Origin of the sequence: Alteriqipengyuania lutimaris (genome assembly GCF_003363135.1) — a bacterium.
GTDB lineage: Bacteria > Pseudomonadota > Alphaproteobacteria > Sphingomonadales > Sphingomonadaceae > Alteriqipengyuania > Alteriqipengyuania lutimaris.
Genome location: NZ_QRBB01000001.1, coordinates 1,462,501 through 1,479,060, shown reverse-complemented (window position 1 = coordinate 1,479,060; position 16,560 = coordinate 1,462,501). Strand labels below are relative to the sequence as shown.

General features: G+C 64.9%; 14 protein-coding genes, 1 tRNA gene, 2 rRNA genes and 2 riboswitches (1 of these 19 only partly in view). Of the genes, 9 read left to right on the top strand and 8 right to left on the bottom strand.

From position 1 onward, the window contains the following. Positions 1-70: 70 nt before the first annotated feature. The 5 genes from DL238_RS07075 to DL238_RS07055 all read right to left on the bottom strand — a co-directional run bounded on the left by DL238_RS07075 (position 71) and on the right by DL238_RS07055 (position 4,264). Positions 71-1,048, bottom strand: coding sequence for a FecR family protein (locus DL238_RS07075; RefSeq protein ID WP_115491612.1), 978 nt, complete (start codon positions 1,046-1,048; stop codon positions 71-73). Continuing rightward, the gene (locus DL238_RS07070) at positions 1,048-1,521 is read right to left on the bottom strand and encodes an RNA polymerase sigma factor (RefSeq protein WP_115491611.1); all 474 of its coding nucleotides are present in this window, start codon (positions 1,519-1,521) and stop codon (positions 1,048-1,050) included. Before DL238_RS07070 ends, DL238_RS07075 begins: the two co-directional genes overlap by 1 nt. 234 nt (positions 1,522-1,755) lie before the next feature. Next, entirely contained in the window at positions 1,756-3,054 is a 1,299-nt protein-coding gene (locus DL238_RS07065) for a cobyrinate a,c-diamide synthase (protein ID WP_115491610.1), read from the bottom strand. Beyond that, positions 3,051-3,665, bottom strand: coding sequence for a cob(I)yrinic acid a,c-diamide adenosyltransferase (gene cobO / locus DL238_RS07060; protein ID WP_115491609.1), 615 nt, complete (start codon positions 3,663-3,665; stop codon positions 3,051-3,053). Before cobO ends, DL238_RS07065 begins: the two co-directional genes overlap by 4 nt. Then, complete coding sequence (locus tag DL238_RS07055) at positions 3,662-4,264, bottom strand: hypothetical protein (protein ID WP_147290997.1); 603 nt, start codon at positions 4,262-4,264, stop codon at positions 3,662-3,664. Before DL238_RS07055 ends, cobO begins: the two co-directional genes overlap by 4 nt. A gap of 209 nt (positions 4,265-4,473) precedes the next feature. Continuing rightward, positions 4,474-4,683: riboswitch (cobalamin riboswitch) on the bottom strand. Positions 4,684-4,755: 72 nt separating this feature from the next. After that, a riboswitch (cobalamin riboswitch) is annotated at positions 4,756-4,947 on the top strand. Positions 4,948-5,118: 171 nt separating this feature from the next. On the opposite strand from DL238_RS07055, the gene DL238_RS07050 reads away from it, so the two are divergent. The 9 genes from DL238_RS07050 to cobU are packed head-to-tail and all read left to right on the top strand — an operon-like array spanning position 5,119 to position 13,590. Beyond that, complete coding sequence (locus tag DL238_RS07050) at positions 5,119-7,038, top strand: TonB-dependent receptor plug domain-containing protein (protein WP_115491607.1); 1,920 nt, start codon at positions 5,119-5,121, stop codon at positions 7,036-7,038. Further along, positions 7,035-7,445 carry a DUF1636 domain-containing protein gene (locus tag DL238_RS07045; protein WP_115491606.1) on the top strand — a complete coding sequence of 137 codons (411 nt, stop codon included), beginning with the start codon at positions 7,035-7,037 and terminating at the stop codon, positions 7,443-7,445. Before DL238_RS07050 ends, DL238_RS07045 begins: the two co-directional genes overlap by 4 nt. After that, positions 7,442-8,458 (top strand): nicotinate-nucleotide--dimethylbenzimidazole phosphoribosyltransferase, encoded by a 1,017-nt coding sequence (gene cobT / locus DL238_RS07040; protein WP_115491605.1) that lies wholly within the window; start codon positions 7,442-7,444, stop codon positions 8,456-8,458. Before DL238_RS07045 ends, cobT begins: the two co-directional genes overlap by 4 nt. Then, a complete protein-coding gene (locus DL238_RS07035; RefSeq protein WP_115491604.1) occupies positions 8,455-9,030 on the top strand; it encodes a histidine phosphatase family protein in 576 nt (191 codons plus the stop codon). Before cobT ends, DL238_RS07035 begins: the two co-directional genes overlap by 4 nt. Then, positions 9,027-9,737 (top strand): adenosylcobinamide-GDP ribazoletransferase, encoded by a 711-nt coding sequence (locus DL238_RS07030; protein WP_115491603.1) that lies wholly within the window; start codon positions 9,027-9,029, stop codon positions 9,735-9,737. Before DL238_RS07035 ends, DL238_RS07030 begins: the two co-directional genes overlap by 4 nt. Next, positions 9,734-10,717 carry a threonine-phosphate decarboxylase CobD gene (gene cobD / locus DL238_RS07025; RefSeq protein ID WP_115491602.1) on the top strand — a complete coding sequence of 328 codons (984 nt, stop codon included), beginning with the start codon at positions 9,734-9,736 and terminating at the stop codon, positions 10,715-10,717. The genes DL238_RS07030 and cobD overlap by 4 nt, the downstream gene beginning before the upstream one ends. After that, positions 10,710-11,645 (top strand): adenosylcobinamide-phosphate synthase CbiB, encoded by a 936-nt coding sequence (cbiB, locus tag DL238_RS07020; protein WP_115491601.1) that lies wholly within the window; start codon positions 10,710-10,712, stop codon positions 11,643-11,645. The genes cobD and cbiB overlap by 8 nt, the downstream gene beginning before the upstream one ends. Beyond that, positions 11,633-13,090, top strand: coding sequence for a cobyric acid synthase (locus tag DL238_RS07015; protein WP_115491600.1), 1,458 nt, complete (start codon positions 11,633-11,635; stop codon positions 13,088-13,090). The genes cbiB and DL238_RS07015 overlap by 13 nt, the downstream gene beginning before the upstream one ends. Next, on the top strand, positions 13,087-13,590 hold the full coding sequence (gene cobU / locus DL238_RS07010; RefSeq protein WP_181883854.1) for a bifunctional adenosylcobinamide kinase/adenosylcobinamide-phosphate guanylyltransferase: 504 nt from the start codon (positions 13,087-13,089) through the stop codon (positions 13,588-13,590). The genes DL238_RS07015 and cobU overlap by 4 nt, the downstream gene beginning before the upstream one ends. A gap of 270 nt (positions 13,591-13,860) precedes the next feature. Here cobU and DL238_RS07005 read toward each other — a convergent pair. The 3 genes from DL238_RS07005 to DL238_RS06995 form a co-directional block, all read right to left on the bottom strand. Continuing rightward, positions 13,861-13,937 (bottom strand) — tRNA-Met (locus DL238_RS07005). 101 nt (positions 13,938-14,038) lie between these two features. Beyond that, positions 14,039-14,153: ribosomal RNA gene (rrf, locus tag DL238_RS07000) — 5S ribosomal RNA — on the bottom strand. Positions 14,154-14,269: 116 nt separating this feature from the next. Further along, positions 14,270-16,560: ribosomal RNA gene (locus DL238_RS06995) — 23S ribosomal RNA — on the bottom strand (it continues 499 nt past the right edge of the window).

Sequence of the window (16,560 nt, the reverse complement as noted above, 5' to 3'; positions counted from 1 at the left end):
CGGTCCCGCCCGCCCCTGCCTCATAGACGATGCTGCATTGCAAAACCGACAGGGGGCGCGAAACTTTTTTTCAGTTTTGCGTCACCGGACTTTCGATAACGAGCGTCTGGCTGGATTCGCGTACGTGAAGATTGTGCAGGGCGGATACTGCTTCGGCGAAGCTGGCGGGATCGGCGGTGGAGAAGCTGCCCGATACCGCAAGCCCCGCGACGCCCGAACCGACTGCGAGCCGTTCGCCTCCGTACCGGTTCAACTCGCTGACCGCTTCGCCCAGCGGAACGTCATCGAAGACCACGCGCCCGCGCCGCCAGGCGGCCACATCCTCGATCGCGCGCCGGTCGCTCCGTGCCCCGCCGTTGACGGTCAATCGCAATCGCTCGCCGCTGCGCAGGGAGCGCCCGCCCTGCGCGATCGCGACAGGTTTCGGGCGCCCGTCCTCTCCAAGTCGGGACACGGCAATCCTGCCTTCAAGCAAGGTCACCGACGTATCGGTGCCGACATGGCGGACCACGAACCGCGTCCCCACCGCCCGGACCTGCATGGTGCCGGCCCGCACGATGAAGGGGCGCTCGGCATCGTGCGCTACGTCGAACACGGCCTCGCCCTCGTCCAGAGTCAGTGCCCGCCGGTTGTCGTCGAAATCGACCGAAACGCGGGTCATGGTGTCGAGCGAGGCGGTGCTGCCATCGGCAAGGCGTTCGACCGCCTGCTCGCCAGGCGCAGTCTGCAAGGTCTGGTGACCGGGAAGCCGGGTCAGGACGAATGCGCCGGCCAGCATGACGAGCGCGAGGCAGGCGGCCATCGCCCACCTGGGCGCAGAGGCATTTCCGGGGCCGTGGCTTGCTGCAACAGGCGATTGCGCAGCAGCCCGGGGCAGCATGGACCACACCTCTTCGGCCCTCTCGAACGCGCGGGCGTGTTCTTCGTCTTGAGCCAGCCAGGCTTCGTGCGCTTCGCGGGATTGTGCGTCCGCGTCGCTGTCCAATCGCACCAGCCACGCAGCCGCTTCGGCATCCCTGCCTCTCGCAATATCCGCACCGCGGCTCATCAGCTTTCCATCCACTGCATGAGTTTCAGAGTCGCGCGAGCGACCTGCTTCTCTACGGCGGCGACGCTCATCTGCTCGCGCTCGGCAATCTCGGCATAGCTCAGATTGTCCAGCCGACGCAGCAGCAGGATCCGGCGCGTCCTTTCGTTGAGGTGCGCGACGCCCGCCGAAAGGTGCTCGAGTCTCGCCCGCGCATCGAGAATATCGGCAGGATCGGGATCATTGCTGGATACGAGCTGGACGTTGGGATGCTGGACGAAGGGTGCCCTCGCATCGCGACGCTGGCTATCGATCGACAGGTTGATCGCCGTCGAGACGAGCAGGCCTTCCTGCGACCGGACTTCGCTGGCCTGCGCATAGGCATCGATCTTGATGAAAGCCTCGTGCACGATTTCGTCAGCATCCTCGCGTGAAAGGCCGCGACGGAGAACGGCCCGCCGCGCCTTTTCCAGCATCTCTGGGATCCTCGACATATCCCTCTATCTATCCTGACGTCTGCGAACCCGAAATCCGACAATACGGATATGGTCTGGCTTGCAAAGAGCCAGTGGTGTCGAGTGTCGTGCATGCGCTCACCTCATCGGCGGCGGCGCGGGGGCTGGCGATGGCCGGCTAGTAGGCAGGCCGCAGGTAAGGGGGGAGTAGGCTTGGAAGGCCCGGCCCGCACGATGTGGAACTGCGCTGTGCGCTATCGGCCCGATGGGTCGTCAAAAATGCCCGTGAACGATTGCCGCCAAGGCGTTGGGGTCCGACCGGAAATAGAGATGGACGTAGCTGGCGAGGAGCGAACCCAGGCGGTAGATTGCCTCGTCGGATCCTCCATTCGGATTGCGGGACCGCGCGAAAGGCTCCATCTGCGTTTCCATTCGCGAATAGTGAAATGCGTGCCCGCGCATTGTGCCACCGGACCATCGGCACTCTTGCAGGCCGAGCCCGCCAAGGCGTGATTGCATGATCGTCCGGCCGGGCATCAGCCCCGCCATGCCATGCGATTGCCCGTCGATCGTCTGCAGTTCCTGCGCGCAAACCATCATGCCCCCGCATTCGGCGAGGATCGGCCGGCCCCGTTCGTGATGGCTACGCAGCGCATCGAGGAAAGCGCGGTTGTTCGCCAGCGCTTGGGCATGGAGTTCGGGATAGCCGCCGGGCAGCCAGAGCGCATCGCAATCGGGCAATGAGTCTCCCGCAAGCGGGGAGAAGAAATGGAGGTCCGCCCCCAGCTCGCGAAGCACCGCCAGATTGTCGGGATAGATGAAGGCGAAACAGGCATCGCGGGCGATCGCCATGCGTTGTCCTTCGAGATATGGCGGAAGCGCGGCTTCGCTCGTACCGGGGCTAAAGGTGACCGGCGGCGGCAGCTCGTCCACTGCGGAAGGGAGCCCTCGCGCGCAGGCCGCGATCCGTTCGTCCAAGCCGGCAATCTCATCCGCCATCAGCAGGCCGAGATGGCGTTCGGGCAAGGCGAAGTCGGCGCTGCGCTCGACTGCACCCAGCCAGCGCACCGGCGCGCGCACGCTGTCTTCCAGCATGGCAGCATGGCGCGCGCTTCCCACGCGATTGGCGATCGCGCCATGCAGCGCGATATCGCTGCGGTAGGTGGCGAGGCCGTGGACGATCGCGCCGAAGCTTTGCGCCATGGCCGAACCGTCGATTACCGCCAGCACCGGGAGGCCGAAGCGGGCGGCGATATCCGCAGCCGACGGATCGCCGTCGAACAGGCCCATGACGCCTTCGACAAGGATGATGTCCGCCTCGCACGCCGCCTCGTAGAGCAGGCGGCGGCAATCATCCTCGCCCACCATGAACAGGTCGAGCGAGAGGACCGGATGCCCGCTCGCCCGCTCGAGGATCATCGGGTCGAGGAAGTCGGGCCCGCACTTGAACACGCGCACCCGCAGGCCACGATCGCAGTAGCGGCGTGCGAGGGCGGCGGTGATCGTTGTCTTGCCCTGCCCCGACGCAGGCGCGGCGACCATCAGCGCGGGGCAGCGCGCGCTGCCGGTCAAAGATCGATGCCTTTCTGCGCGCGAACCCCCGCGCGAAAGGCATGCTTCACATCGCGGATCGCGCTGACCGTGTCCGCCGCCTCCAGGAACACGTCGTTTGCGCCGCGCCCGGTGATGACGACATGCTGCATCGGCGGCCGGGCCTCGATCGCGGGCATGATCTCTTCCAGCGAGAGATAGCGATAGGTGATGAGATAGGTCAGCTCGTCGAGCACCACGAGGTGGATCGAGGGATCGGCGAGTGCCTCCTTCGCCTTTTCCCACCCCGCGCGGGCGGCGGCGATATCGCGGTCGCGGTTTTGCGTTTCCCAGGTAAAGCCTTCGCCGCAGCGTTCCCAGCGCATGTTGGGATCGCGTGCGAAAAACGCGCGCTCGCCCACTTCCTCCTTGCCCTTGATGAACTGGAACACCGCCGCCTTGTGGCCATAGCCCAGCGTGCGCGCGACCATCCCGAAGGCGGAGGAGGACTTGCCCTTGCCGTTCCCGGTCAGGACCAGCAGCAGGCCCTTGTCCTCCTGCGCCGCCGCAATCCGCTTGTCGACCACCGCCTTGCGCTTCGCGGTGCGGGCACGGTGGCGGCGATCGATCTCTTCCTTGTCGGTCTCGCTCACCGGGTGCTGTCCGGCACGCGCTGGACCGTCAGGCTGCGCGCCGTGACATGCGCGACCACCGCGATGCCGGTCCAGCTCAGCGTGGCGATCAGCGTGCCGGGGAAATAGCGTTCGAGGCGCGGCAGCCAGCCGGCCAGCGTCGCATCGGGGAAATGCCCGCTCAGCGCATAGAACCCGCCGCTGGAAAAGGCGTTGGAAACGAATGCCGCGCCCGCGACGATGGCGATCAGTGCGGGCAGATGCGCGGGCTTCACCTCGAGCCGCGCGGCGGCGAAGCGCCCCGCCAGCCACATGACGCAATAGGCGGGCAGCAGCATCCAGTAGGCGATGGTGAAGCAGAAGCTCTCGCCACCCTCGATCCCGATCACCGCGAGATCGATCGCGAAGGCCAGCGCGAACAGCGCGAGGAAGGCAAGGCGCGGGCGGATGTAGAACCCGGCGACTAGGAAGCTGGCGAGGCTGGTTTCGGGCAGGTGCACGAATTCGCTCAGCGAATGCGGACGGGTCGCCAGCATGACCGCGGCGAGCGCGGCGAAGACGAGAATGTCGAACCGCCGGATCGCGTGATCGGACGGGGCGGTGGTGGATAGATCGGACATCATTGGACTCCCTTGAAGTTGCAACGATGCGTTGCCCGGAGCGCCCAGCCGCAAAGGCAGGGGCCACGGGACAGAAGGCCATGACCGGGGGCCATGGCGCACAAACAGGATCGCGAGTGCCGGATGACGGCCCTCCCTCTTCAACGCACACACAGGTGTCGTCCACCAAGGGATCGGACCCTCTTTCGACCGGTACATCCCGCCCGGGCGAAGAACGACGGCAACGGGCCGGTTTCCTGACTTGCCGGTTCGACGCGATACCGCCGCCTTCTCGAAAGGGCGCAATGCCCTTGCAATGGCGCGATGGCGGTCCGCTCACCGGTTACAGTTGCGGGAGCAGTGCCGGATTGGGCTGGCGATGCCAGCCTGGCGGACTTCCCGATTAAGCCCTTGCGGGCACCCGTTACGCCGCCCCTGATATGGAGGATCGGCAGCGCAGGCAAGGCTTCGCGATTGCACAATCAGCTTGCCACGCGCTTCGCCCCCGCATATCGGGCGGTCAAGCTTCAGGTTCCCCGAGAGGGGATTGAAAGGGAACGCGGTTCAAGACCGTGGCTGCCCCTGCAACTGTGAGCGGAGAGCCATCGGCCATCATGCCATTGGGGCGCGCAAGCGGCCCGAGAAGGCGGCCCGACCGGCATCGACCCGCGAGCCAGGAGACCTGCCTGACGCCGTCGTTCTTCGTCCGGACAGGGTGTGCCGGCCGAACGGGGTCTTCCTCGAGAAACGACAGCCATTGCCTCGTGCGGCGCGTGCCGGATGGGATGGCTGGTGCGTGCGCCTCGCGGTGCCTGTTCCCGTCATTCCCCAGACACGATCCGCGCGGAGCGTCGTGTCACTTCTGGGGAATATTCATGCCCGAAAACTATCGTATTTCTATCCTGGCGCTCGCCGCTGTTCTGTCGTTTTCCACCGCCGCCCATGCGCAGGACACCGACGATACCATCGTCGTCTCCGCCCTCCGCACGCCGGTCGAGACCGATCGCGTGTCGTCCTCGGTCACCGTGCTCGACCTCGAGCGGATCGAGCAGGACCAGCCCATCGCGGTGTCCGACGTGCTGGTGCGCACGCCCGGCATCAGCCTGAGCCGCAATGGCGGCTACGGCACCGCCACCTCGTTGCGCATACGCGGGGCCGATGCGGGCCAGGCCGTCCTCGTCGTCGACGGGATGCGGCTGGCCGATGCCTCCACCACCGATGGCGGCGCGGATTTCGGCAACCTGTTCGCCGACGATATCGAGCGGATCGAAATCTTGCGCGGGCCGCAGTCGATCCTGTGGGGCAGCAATGCCATCGGCGGCGTGGTCAACGTGCGCACCAACCGCCCCACCGCGCCGCTCGAAGGCCGTGTCTCGATCGAGGGCGGATCGCGCAACACGCTGAATGCGCGCGCGGGCGTCGGCGGCAGCGGCAAACTGCTCGACTGGCGGATCGCAGGCAGCACCTTCACCACCGACGGCATTTCCGCGCGCGCCAGCGGGACCGAGCGGGACGGGTTCGAACGCCAGTCGGCCAGTGGCACTCTGACAGCCAGGATCGCGCCCACGCTCTCGGCAGACCTGCGCGGCTACTACTCGCATGGCAGCAATGATTTCGACGGCTCTTCGGGCGACACGCTTGCCTATGGTGTGACGCAGACCTGGGCGACCTATGCTGGGATCAACGCGACCGTGCTCGACGGGCGGCTCATCAACCGCCTCGCCTTCATCGAGACCCGGACCGACCGCGACAATTTCGATCCTGCGAGATCGGTCCGCAACCAGACGTTCGACGCGCAGGGGCGCACACGCCGCTACGAATATCAGGGCGACCTGACGCTGTCCGATATGGTGCAGGTCTCCTTCGGGGCGGAGCGCGAGGAACAGCGCATGCGCACCGCCTCCCCGCGCGACAATACCGCGCCGGTCGAGGTGACCCGCGCACAGGCGGACACGAACAGCCTTTATGCGCTGGCGCGCGTCACGCCGGTCGCCGGGCTGACGATCGATGGCGGGGTGCGCTACGACGATCACACGCGCTTTGGCGAGAACACGGTGTTCGGCGCCGGCGCGAGCTTCGAGCCATGGGATGGGGGCACGCGGCTGCGGGCGAACTATTCCGAAGGCTTCAAGGCGCCCTCGCTCTACCAGCTGTTCAGCCAGTATGGTTTCGCGGACCTCGAACCCGAGCATGCCAAGGGCTGGGAAGCGGGGATTGAGCAAGATCTGCTGGATGAGCGTGTGACGTTCTCGGCGGTGTATTTCGAGCGCGACACCGACAATCTGATCGATTTCGCCTACTGCCCGTCCCCGGGCCCGCTGCCGCCCGAATGCTTCATTCCCGGCAGCGATGTTGAGCGTTTTGGCTACTACGCCAATGTCGACCAGGCCCGCGCGCGCGGCGTCGAGCTTGCGGGCGACGCGCGCTTCGGCGCGATCTTCGCGCGCGGCAATTTCAGCTGGGTCGAGGCGGAGGATCGCACCGAGGGTTCCACCTTCGGTCAGCAATTGCCGCGTGTGCCGCAATATCTCGCCAATGCCGCGATCGGCTATCAGGCGCGGCAGGGCCATTCGCTGAGCGTCGCGCTGCGCTATTCGGGCGAAAGCACGGACCGGGCAGGCGGCGACATGCTGGACAACTACCTGCTGACCGATCTGCGTGGCGAATGGCACGTCAGCGGGCCGCTGGTGCTCTATGGCCGGGTCGAGAACCTGTTCGACACCGACTACGCCACCGCCAAGGGATATGGCACGCTGGGCCGCAGCGTTCATGTCGGCCTGAGGGCGCGGCTGTGACGCTGGCGCCTGCCAGCAGCGGCGCGTCTGTCGTCGTGTGCAGCACCTGCCGCCTGTCCGCCGATCGTCGCGAAGACGACGACGGGCAGCGCGGCGGCGCGCGCCTCGCGCAGGCGCTGCGCGAGGCACAGGGCGCGAGCGAACGATATGCCGACATCGCGATCGAAGAGATGCCGTGCCTGTTCGCCTGTCAGCGGCACTGCATCGTGCATGTGCGCGCGCCGGGCAAGATCGCGTATGTCCTCGGCGACTTCGCGCCCGACAGCGAGAGCGCCGAGGCGATCCTCGAATACACCGCGCATCACGCCCAAAGCGAGCATGGCAAGGTCGCTTTTGCGAACTGGCCTGCAGGGGTGAAGGGCCACTTCATCGTGCGCGTGCCGCCCGAACGAAAGGTCGCGACATGACCGCTTTCGCCGATCCCGCCGCGTTCGCGCACGCGCTCGCCACGTTGCCCGAGCCCGATCCGAAGGGGCGCGCCGCCGCGAGCGCGCGGCAGGCGGAGCTGACCAAACCGGCGGGTTCACTCGGCAGGCTGGAGGAGATCGCGGTCTTCATGGCGGGCTGGCAGGGCACGCTCCGACCCAAGGCGGATCGGATCGATGTCGTGGTCTTCGCGGGCAATCATGGCTGCGCGGCGCAAGGCGTCAGCGCCTTTCCCACCGAGGTGACCGCCCAGATGGTCGCGAACTTCGAACACGGGGGGGCAGCGATCAACGCGCTTAGCCGTGCCTGCGGGGCGAGCCTTGCGGTGATCCCGCTCGACCTCGACGCGCCGACCGCCGACATTTCGCGCGCACCCGCGATGAGCGAGGCGGAATGCCTCGACGCGCTGAACCGCGGGGCAGCCGCAGTGCCGGATGGATGCGAGCTGTTCATTCCCGGCGAGATGGGCATCGGCAATACCACCCCCGCTGCGGCATTGTGCGCCGCCGCGCTGGGCGGCAAGGCCGAGGCATGGGTCGGACGGGGCACCGGCGTCGACGATGCGATCCTCGCCCGCAAGCGCGCGCTCGTCGACAATGCGCTGGCCCTGCATGGCACCGCATGTACCAATGCCTTCGAAACGCTGCGCCGGCTCGGCGGGCGCGAGATTGCGGCGATGGCGGGAGCGGTTCTCGCCGCGCGCCACAGGCGCATTCCGGTAATGCTCGACGGGTTCATCGGCTGCGCGGCCATCGCACCACTCGCGGCAGAGGCACCGGCCATCGTCGATCACTGCCTCGCGGCGCACCGTTCCGCCGAGAATGCACATGGTCGCCTGCTCGACGCGCTCGGGCTCGATCCGCTGCTCGCGCTCGACATGCGACTGGGCGAAGGCTCGGGCGCGGCGGTCGCGGCGCAGATCGTCCGCTCCGCGCTGACCGCGCATGACCGGATGGCGACCTTCGCCGAAGCTGCGGTGGCGGGGGCGACGTGAAGCCGTTCGACCTCCATCTGCTGCGCCACGCCCCCCCGCTGCGCACCGGGCTGATGCTGGGCCATCATGATGAGCCGGTGGCCCCGGGCGCGCACCGGGAACTGATCGATCGGGCTTCGAGCCTGGGCGCTGAAGAGATCGTCACGTCCGATCTCACCCGCGCACAAGATGGCGCGCGGCTCATCTCCGATGCATGCGCGCTGCCGCTCAGGGTGGATCGCCGCTGGCGGGAGCTGGGTTTCGGCAAGTGGGACAGCAAGCCGTCCGCGGCGGTCGATCCCCAGCACCTGCAGGCCTTCTGGTCCGATCCGGACGCGAACCCGCCGCCGGATGGGGAGCGCTGGAGCGAGTTCAGAAACCGGATCCGCGATGCCATCGCCGAGCTGGACAGAACCGCCATCGTGGTCTCGCATGCCGGGGCGATGCGGGCGGCGGTCTCGGTTCTCACGGGGCTGGATCATCGCGCCGTCTGGGCGTTCGACCTGTCCTATGGCGCGTTGCTCTCGATCCGCGTCTGGCGCGGCGAGGGGAGCGAACCGGCAAGCGGACAGATCGTCGGCCTGCGCACATGAAATCGCTCATCCTCGCCATCCAATTCATGACCCGCGTGCCGCTGCCTGCGGTCGCCGCGGACATGCGCGATATGGCGGGCGCGATGCGCTGGTTCCCGCTGACAGGCGTGATCGTGGGGCTCGCGGTGTGGGGCGGCGTATGGGCGGGCGGATTGGTCGATCCGCTGGTCGCGGGTGCGGCGGGGCTTATCGCCTGGGCGGCGATCACCGGTGCGCTTCATCTCGATGGCCTGGGCGACGTGGCCGATGCTTCGGGCGGGGCGCACAAGGACGCCAGCCGGATCTCGGAGATACTCGCCGATCCGCATATCGGCAGTTTCGGAGTGGTCGCCATCGGCTTGCAGCTGTGCGCCAAGCTTGCGTTGCTCTCGGCGCTGTCGAGCGGGGGCGATCTCTGGGTGTTGCCCGCGATCTGCTGCATTGCCCGGATGGGCCCTCTGCTGTGGGCCAAGTATTTGGCGCCGCTGCATGAGGGCATGGGTACGCAGTTCGCCATGGCGCTGCGCTGGTACGATCTGATGGGCTGGATCATTATCGCCGCGATCCTCTGCGGGCTTGCGCCCGCCTTTCTGGTGGCGGTTCCGGCGACAGGGCTGTGGGCGCTCTGGGTCCGTTCGCGCTTGGGCGGCATATCGGGTGATAGCCACGGCGCGGGTATCGAGATTGTCGAGACCGTGTTGCTGCTCGCCTGGCTCGCCGCATCATGAGCGGCGCGTTCGACTGGCATGGCGGCAGGCTCGACGACGCCTGCGCGCATTTCGGCGGAACGAGGGAAGAGTGGCTCGACCTGTCGACCGGGATCAATCCGTGCCCCTGGCCGGTGCCGGGCGATCTGGAACCCTACTGGCATGCTTTGCCCGATCCTTCGGCGCTGGCCCGGATGGAGGGGATGGCCGCGCAGTATTTCGGCGTCGATCCATCGCTGTGCTGCGCGATGCCGGGCAGCGAGATCGGGCTGCGGCTGATTGCCGCGATCCTCGGCCTGCCGGGGCGCTATCTCGAGCCGTCCTATCGGACGCACGCCGCGATGTTCGCGCAGGCGCATTCTGTAAAAGCGCCCCGCGCCGACGACTTGGCGAATGCTCTCGTCATCGCCAATCCCAACAACCCCGATGGTCGCGTCACCTCGCTCGCGACGCTGCGCGACTGGCTGGCGCTGCAGGAGGCGGCCGGCGGCTGGCTGATCGTGGACGAGGCTTTCGCGGACACCATGCCGCAGATCAGCATGGCGCCCGAAGTCGACCGCGCGCGCCGACTTATCGTGCTGCGATCCTTCGGCAAGTTTTTCGGGCTGGCGGGTGTAAGATTGGGCTTCGCGATCGCGCCGTCGGACGTCATCTCCGCCCTGCGCGATCTGCTCGGCGACTGGCCCTTATCGGGCGCGGCACTCGCAATCGGCGAACACGCCTATGCCGATAGCGCATGGATCGACACGACGCGCGCCGCGCTGGCCGCTCGCGCCGCGCAGTTCGACCGGATGCTCTCGCAACATGGCATGGAGCCGCAGGGCGCTTCGCCGCTGTTCCGGCTCGTCCGCGCGGAGAGCGCGGGTGCGCAGTTCGATCGCCTTGCCCGGCATCGCATCCTCACCCGCCCTTTCGCCAATCGGCCCGACTGGTTGCGTTTCGGCGTCCCGGCCGACGAAGCGCAGATGCAGCGCGTTGCAAGGGCGCTGGGCGATGGCTGATCCGGTGCTCGCGGCGGCGATGGCGCTGGATGCCGCGTTCGGCTGGCCCGGCTGGCTCTACCGGCGTGTGGGGCATCCGGTCGGCGGCTTTGCTCGGATCATCTCGGCTGGCGCGGAGATCCTCAACCGTTCCGACCGCAGCGCATGGCAGCGGCGCCTCGGCGGGATCGCGACTTTGCTCGCGGCCGTGGCGACTGCTGGTCTGCTCGCTTGGGCGGCTCAAGCGATCGTCCGGCAGATGCTGGGCGACAACGGCTGGCCGGTCATCGCGCTTCTCGCATTCCCGGCCATCGCCCAGCGCAGCCTGATCGACCATGTGCGCGCAGTGTCGAGCGCGCTTGCCTCGGGCGATCTTCCTGCGGCGCGGCAGGCAGTGGCAATGATCGTGGGCCGCGATACCACAGCACTGGACGAGGCTGGCGTGGCGCGCGCAGCGATCGAGAGCCTGGCGGAAAGCTTCTGCGACGGGGTGATCGCGCCCGTCTTCTGGTTCGCGGTCCTCGGCTTGCCCGGCATCTGGATGTACAAGGCGATCAACACCGCCGACAGCATGATCGGCCATCTAGAAGAGCCGTGGCGCGATTTCGGCTGGGCGGCCGCACGGATCGACGATCTCGCGAATTTCACGCCCGCACGCCTCGCCGCGATCCTGATCTGCATCGCCGGGCTTGGCGGCTGGCGCATCATGTGGCGCGACCATGCGCGCCACGCATCGCCCAATGCCGGCTGGCCCGAGGCGGCGATGGCAGGCGCCCTTGGCGTTCGCCTTGCCGGGCCGATCAGCTACGACGGGGTCGGGCATAACAAGCCCTTCATCGGCAGCGGCGGCGAGGCGACGCCGGGCGATCTTCGCAGGGCAATCCGGATGGTATCGCTCGCCTGGCTCATCACGCTTATCATTGCGGGAGCATTTGCATGGCGGGCCTGATGCTGCAGGGGACAGGCTCGGACGTGGGCAAGTCGGTGCTGGTGGCGGGCCTTTGCCGCGCGCTCGCCAATCGCGGGATCGCGGTGCTGCCGTTCAAGCCGCAGAACATGTCGAACAACGCCGCCGTCACGCCCGAAGGCGGCGAGATCGGGCGGGCGCAGGCGTTGCAGGCGGTTGCCGCGCGGGCGGAGCTGCATGTCGACATGAACCCCGTGCTGCTCAAACCGCAGGCGGACCATACCTCGCAGGTCGTGGTTCATGGCAGGATGCGCGGCACGCTGGGTTCGGGATCGTTCAGGCAGGCGCGGGGTGCCCTGCTGGGCGAAGTGATGGAGAGCTATCGTCGCCTTTCCGCACGGTGCGATATCGTGGTCGTCGAAGGCGCGGGATCCCCGGCGGAGATCAACCTGCGCGCAGGCGACATCGCCAACATGGGCTTTGCCCGCGCTGCCGATGTACCGGTCGTGCTGGTCGGCGATATCGACCGCGGCGGCGTGATCGCGGCGCTGGCCGGCACGCGCGCCGTGATCGACCCCGCCGATGCGGCGATGATCCGCGGCTTCATCGTCAACAAGTTCCGCGGCGATCCCGCGCTGTTCACCGATGGCTACGCGGCCATCGAGCAGCTGACGCAGTGGCGCGGCTATGGCGTGGTGCCGTGGCTCGCCAAAGCGCATCACTTGCCGAGCGAGGATGCGGTCGTCCTCGAACGCGCAGCCGCCGCCAGCAGCGGCCCGAAACGCATCGCCTGCCCGATCCTCCCGCGCATCGCCAATTTCGACGATCTCGATGCGCTGAAGAGCGAACCCTCGGTCGAACTCGTGATGGTGCCGCCCGATACGCCGATCCCGGTTGCCGACATGATCGTTCTGCCTGGTTCCAAGGCGACCATCGCCGACCTGGTGTTCATGCGTGAACAGGGCTGGGACATAGACATCATCGCCCACCACCGGCGCGGCGGCGTCATCCTGGGTATTTGCGGTGGGTACCAGATGCTCGGGCGCAGCATCGGCGATCCTGAGGGGCTCGAAGGATCTGCTGGTTACGCCGACGGGTTGGGTTTGCTGGCCGTGGAAACGGTCCTTTCGAGCGAGAAGCGGATCGTGCAGGTGCGCGGTCGGGCGCTTTCAGCGGATTTCGACGGCTACGAGATCCATGTCGGCAACACGACCGGCCCCGATACGGCGCGGCCCTTCGGCACGCTCGACGACGGACGTGCCGATGGGGCACAAAATGCGCAGGGGAATGTCATGGGCACCTATTGCCATGGTCTGATGTCTTCGGGTGCCTTGCGGCAGTCTCTGCTGGCACGGATCGGTGCCCAATCACATGGCGGCACACACGCCACGCGGGTGGACGCAGCGCTCGACGACATTGCGGAAGTGCTCGAGGATGCGCTCGATATTGATGGTCTCGTCGCCCTGGCAAAGGCAAGTCTGGCATGAGCAGTCTGCTGGTTCTGGGCGGGGCCCGATCGGGCAAGAGCCACTATGCGCAGCAGCGCACCGAGTTGATCGCGGGCAAGCTCGTCTTCATCGGGACCGCGCAGCCGTTCGACGACGAAATGCAGCAGCGGATCGAACGCCATCGGGCCGATCGCGGGGACCGATGGCAAACCATCGAGGCACCTTTCGACCTGATCGATGCGATCCGCGCCGCCGACCGCCAGGGCGACGCAATCCTGATAGATTGCCTCACCCTGTGGCTTTCGAACCTGATGCTGGCGGAAATGGATGTCCCCGGCGAAGAGCTTTGCGCGACCCTCGCCCAATGCAGGCATCCGGTGACCATCGTCTCAAACGAGGTAGGCTACGGGATCGTACCCGAAAACAGCCTCGCCCGGCGTTTTCGCGACCAGGCCGGCAGGCTCAACCAGCGGGTCGCCCAAACCGCCGATACGGTGGTTCTTGTCGCGGCAGGCTTGCCGCTGTTCCTCAAATCTTGAACTCTTTGCGCTGATGCTCGGAGCGCGGCCCCGGGACCTGCAATGAACGCAGCCGGTCCGGATTCACGCCTTTGGCGATCTAGCCGGCGTACGGCTTCAGGCCTTGGACCGGCAGTCGAAATGGCCAGTTCCGGGGTGCAGAGCGGACACCGCTGCGCCCCCCCTCCTGCAGCACTCCTCGCAAGCAGCAAATCTGCATGCCCAACCAAACGCGAAAAGCCCCGCTGAAGGCAGCGAGGCGAAATGAGATAATGATGTATGGGTTCTTGGTGGTTGCGGGAGTTGGATTTGAACCAACGACCTTCAGGTTATGAGCCTGACGAGCTACCGGACTGCTCCATCCCGCGTCACCGAGTGTGGGCGTCCATGAGAGACGCCAAAAGGGCCGCCCTTGCGGGTCAGCCCTTCGACTTGTGAATGGGTTCATCCCGCGCCCGCAAGCTGTAATGCCTCGCGGCGACCTACTCTTCCAGTGCTTTTGCACTAGTACCATCGGCGCTGCCTGGTTTCACGTCCGAGTTCGAGATGGGATCGGGTGGGTCACAGGCGCTATGACCACGAAGCAATAAAGCTTGCGGGCGGGTTATAATCGATGCGGTATTCAAGGCGTCTACCTGGCTGGAAAATTCTTCCAATCATCGAAGCCTGCGAAGCAGGACTGTCGTTGATGGTGCAAATTCTCAAGCATGATCAGAACTATTAGGACTGGTTAGCTCCACGCATTACTGCGCTTCCACACCCAGCCTATCAACGTCGTGGTCTACGACGGTTCGAAGATACCTAATCTCAAGGGAGGCTTCCCGCTTAGATGCTTTCAGCGGTTATCCCGTCCGTGCATAGCTACCCTGCGGCACCCTTGGCAGGATGACAGGTACACCAGAGGCACGTTCACCCCGGTCCTCTCGTACTAGGGGCAACTCCTTTCAAGTATCGACGCCCACGGCAGATAGGGACCAAACTGTCTCGCGACGTTCTGAACCCAGCTCACGTACCACTTTAATTGGCGAACAGCCAAACCCTTGGGACCTGCTCCAGCCCCAGGATGTGATGAGCCGACATCGAGGTGCCAAACGATTCCGTCGATATGAGCTCTTGGGAATCATCAGCCTGTTATCCCCGGCGTACCTTTTATCCGTTGAGCGATGGCCCTTCCACGAGGGACCACCGGATCACTATGACCGACTTTCGTCTCTGCTCGACTCGTCAGTCTCGCAGTCAGGCAGGCTTATGCCATTGCACTCTCGCAGACGGTTTCCAACCGTCCTGAGCCTACCATCGCGCGCCTCCGTTACTCTTTAGGAGGCGACCGCCCCAGTCAAACTACCCGTCACAGAGGGTCCCTACACCGGATAACGGTGCGAGGTTAGACATCAGAAAACAGCAGGGTGGTATTTCACCTATGGCTCCACGACAGCTGGCGCCGTCGCTTCAAAGCCTCCCACCTATGCTACACAACTCTTTCCTAATGCCACTCTGAAACTGCAGTAAAGGTGCACGGGGTCTTTCCGTCTAACCGCGGGTACTCCGCATCTTCACGGAGAATTCAATTTCGCTGAGCATATCCTGGAGACAGTGGGGAAGTCGTTACGCCATTCGTGCAGGTCGGAACTTACCCGACAAGGAATTTCGCTACCTTAGGACCGTTATAGTTACGGCCGCCGTTTACTGGGGCTTCAATTCGGAGCTTGCACTCCTCCTCTTAACCTTCCAGCACCGGGCAGGCGTCAGACCCTATACGTCGTCTTGAAGCCGACTTAGCAGAGTCCTGTGTTTTTGCTAAACAGTCGCTACCCCCTGGCCTGTGCCCCCCACTACTGCTTGCGCAATAATGGGGCCTCCTTCTTCCGAAGGTACGGAGGCAATTTGCCGAGTTCCTTCAGGATACTTCTCTCAAGCGCCTTGGTATACTCTACCTGACCACCTGTGTCGGTTTCGGGTACGGTCTATATGAAGAGGCTATTTCCTGGGACAACTTGGCTGCCTGCTCAATCCAATAAGAACAAACAACGTCCGCTATCCGTCACACATCTTCAGGCCCACGAATATTAACGTGGTTCCCATCGACTACCCCCTTCGGGCTCGTCTTAGGGGCCGGCTCACCCTGCGCCGATTAGCGTTGCGCAGGAACCCTTGGTCTTTCGGCGAAAGGGCATCTCACCCTTTTTATCGCTACTCATGTCAGCATTCGCACTTCCGATACGTCCACCGTCGGTTACCCTTCGGCTTCACTCGCTTACGGAACGCTCCGCTACCGCGTACAGTAAACTGTACACCCTAAGCTTCGGTGCATCACTTTAGCCCCGTTACATCTTCGCCGCAGGAACCCTTATTTAGACCAGTGAGCTGTTACGCTTTCTTTAAAGGATGGCTGCTTCTAAGCCAACCTCCTGGTTGTTTTGGGATTCCCACATGCTTTCCCACTTAGTGATGACTTGGGGACCTTAGCTGTAGGTTAGGGCTGTTTCCCTTTTGACGACGGACCTTAGCACCCGCCGTCTGTCTGCCGGATAAGACTCGATGGTATTCGGAGTTTGGTTAGGTTTGGTACCGCTCGCGCAGCCCTAGCCCATCCAGTGCTCTACCCCCATCGGCATACATCCGACGCTCTACCTCAATAGATTTCGCGGAGAACCAGCTATTTCCCGGCTTGATTGGCCTTTCACCCCTAAACACAGCTCATCCGAGAATTTTTCAACATTCACCGGTTCGGTCCTCCAGTGCGTGTTACCGCACCTTCAACCTGGCCATGCCTAGATCGCCGGGGTTCGGGTCTAATCCATGATACTCTGTCGCCCTATTCAGACTCGCTTTCGCTGCGCCTACACCTAACGGCTTAAGCTTGCATCATAGATTAAGTCACTGACCCATTATGCAAGAGGTACGCTGTCACCCCCCAAAGGGGCTCCAACTGCTTGTAAGCATCCGGTTTCAGGTACTGTTTCACTCCCCTAATCGGGGTGCTTTTCACCT

Excerpts from the sequence above, each read along its gene's own strand:
- DL238_RS07075 (WP_115491612.1), bottom strand. The coding sequence starts at position 1,048 with ATGAGCCGCGGTGCGGATATTGCGAGAGGCAGGGATGCCGAAGCGGCT.
- DL238_RS07070 (WP_115491611.1), bottom strand. The coding sequence starts at position 1,521 with ATGTCGAGGATCCCAGAGATGCTGGAAAAGGCGCGGCGGGCCGTTCTC.
- DL238_RS07055 (WP_147290997.1), bottom strand. The coding sequence starts at position 4,264 with ATGTCCGATCTATCCACCACCGCCCCGTCCGATCACGCGATCCGGCGG.
- DL238_RS07050 (WP_115491607.1), top strand. The coding sequence starts at position 5,119 with ATGCCCGAAAACTATCGTATTTCTATCCTGGCGCTCGCCGCTGTTCTG.
- cobT (WP_115491605.1), top strand. The coding sequence starts at position 7,442 with ATGACCGCTTTCGCCGATCCCGCCGCGTTCGCGCACGCGCTCGCCACG.
- DL238_RS07030 (WP_115491603.1), top strand. The coding sequence starts at position 9,027 with ATGAAATCGCTCATCCTCGCCATCCAATTCATGACCCGCGTGCCGCTG.
- cobD (WP_115491602.1), top strand. The coding sequence starts at position 9,734 with ATGAGCGGCGCGTTCGACTGGCATGGCGGCAGGCTCGACGACGCCTGC.
- cbiB (WP_115491601.1), top strand. The coding sequence starts at position 10,710 with ATGGCTGATCCGGTGCTCGCGGCGGCGATGGCGCTGGATGCCGCGTTC.
- DL238_RS07015 (WP_115491600.1), top strand. The coding sequence starts at position 11,633 with ATGGCGGGCCTGATGCTGCAGGGGACAGGCTCGGACGTGGGCAAGTCG.
- cobU (WP_181883854.1), top strand. The coding sequence starts at position 13,087 with ATGAGCAGTCTGCTGGTTCTGGGCGGGGCCCGATCGGGCAAGAGCCAC.